Origin of the sequence: Erwinia sp. B116 (genome assembly GCF_002865965.1) — a bacterium.
Taxonomy (GTDB): Bacteria; Pseudomonadota; Gammaproteobacteria; order Enterobacterales; family Enterobacteriaceae; genus Erwinia.
Map to the genome: position 1 here is coordinate 228 of NZ_JRZZ01000111.1, position 433 is coordinate 660.

Genomic DNA, 433 nt, shown 5'->3' on the forward strand with positions numbered 1-433 from the left:
AAATTTACTGCGTTACTGCTTTTACTCCCTGCTGACTGGCTGGGATACCTGGATTCGAACCAGGGAATGCCGGTATCAAAAACCGGTGCCTTACCGCTTGGCGATATCCCAATGTCCGCATCACAGTCTCGTGATCAGTCAAACAGATACTTCTAAAAAAACTGGCTGGGGTACCTGGATTCGAACCAGGGAATGCCGGTATCAAAAACCGGTGCCTTACCGCTTGGCGATACCCCATCCGTGCAAGCCAACTATGGAAATGGTGCGGGAGGCGAGACTTGAACTCGCACACCTTGCGGCGCCAGAACCTAAATCTGGTGCGTCTACCAATTTCGCCACTCCCGCAAAAAAAAGATGGTGGCTACTACGGGAATCGAACCTGTGACCCCAGCATTATGAGTGCTGTGCTCTAACCAGCTGAGCTAAGTAGCCT

Annotated in this window: 4 tRNA genes; all 4 read right to left on the reverse strand. The window is 51.5% G+C overall.

What is annotated here, in order from left to right:
- Positions 1-36: 36 nt before the first annotated feature.
- The 4 genes from NV64_RS22795 to NV64_RS22810 all read right to left on the reverse strand — a co-directional run bounded on the left by NV64_RS22795 (position 37) and on the right by NV64_RS22810 (position 432).
- A tRNA-Gln gene (locus NV64_RS22795) sits at positions 37-111 on the reverse strand.
- Positions 112-162: 51 nt separating this feature from the next.
- Positions 163-237 (reverse strand) — tRNA-Gln (locus tag NV64_RS22800).
- Between the two features lie 23 nt (positions 238-260).
- Positions 261-345: transfer RNA gene (locus NV64_RS22805), tRNA-Leu, on the reverse strand.
- A gap of 10 nt (positions 346-355) precedes the next feature.
- A tRNA-Met gene (locus NV64_RS22810) sits at positions 356-432 on the reverse strand.
- Between the last annotated feature and the right edge of the window lies 1 nt (position 433).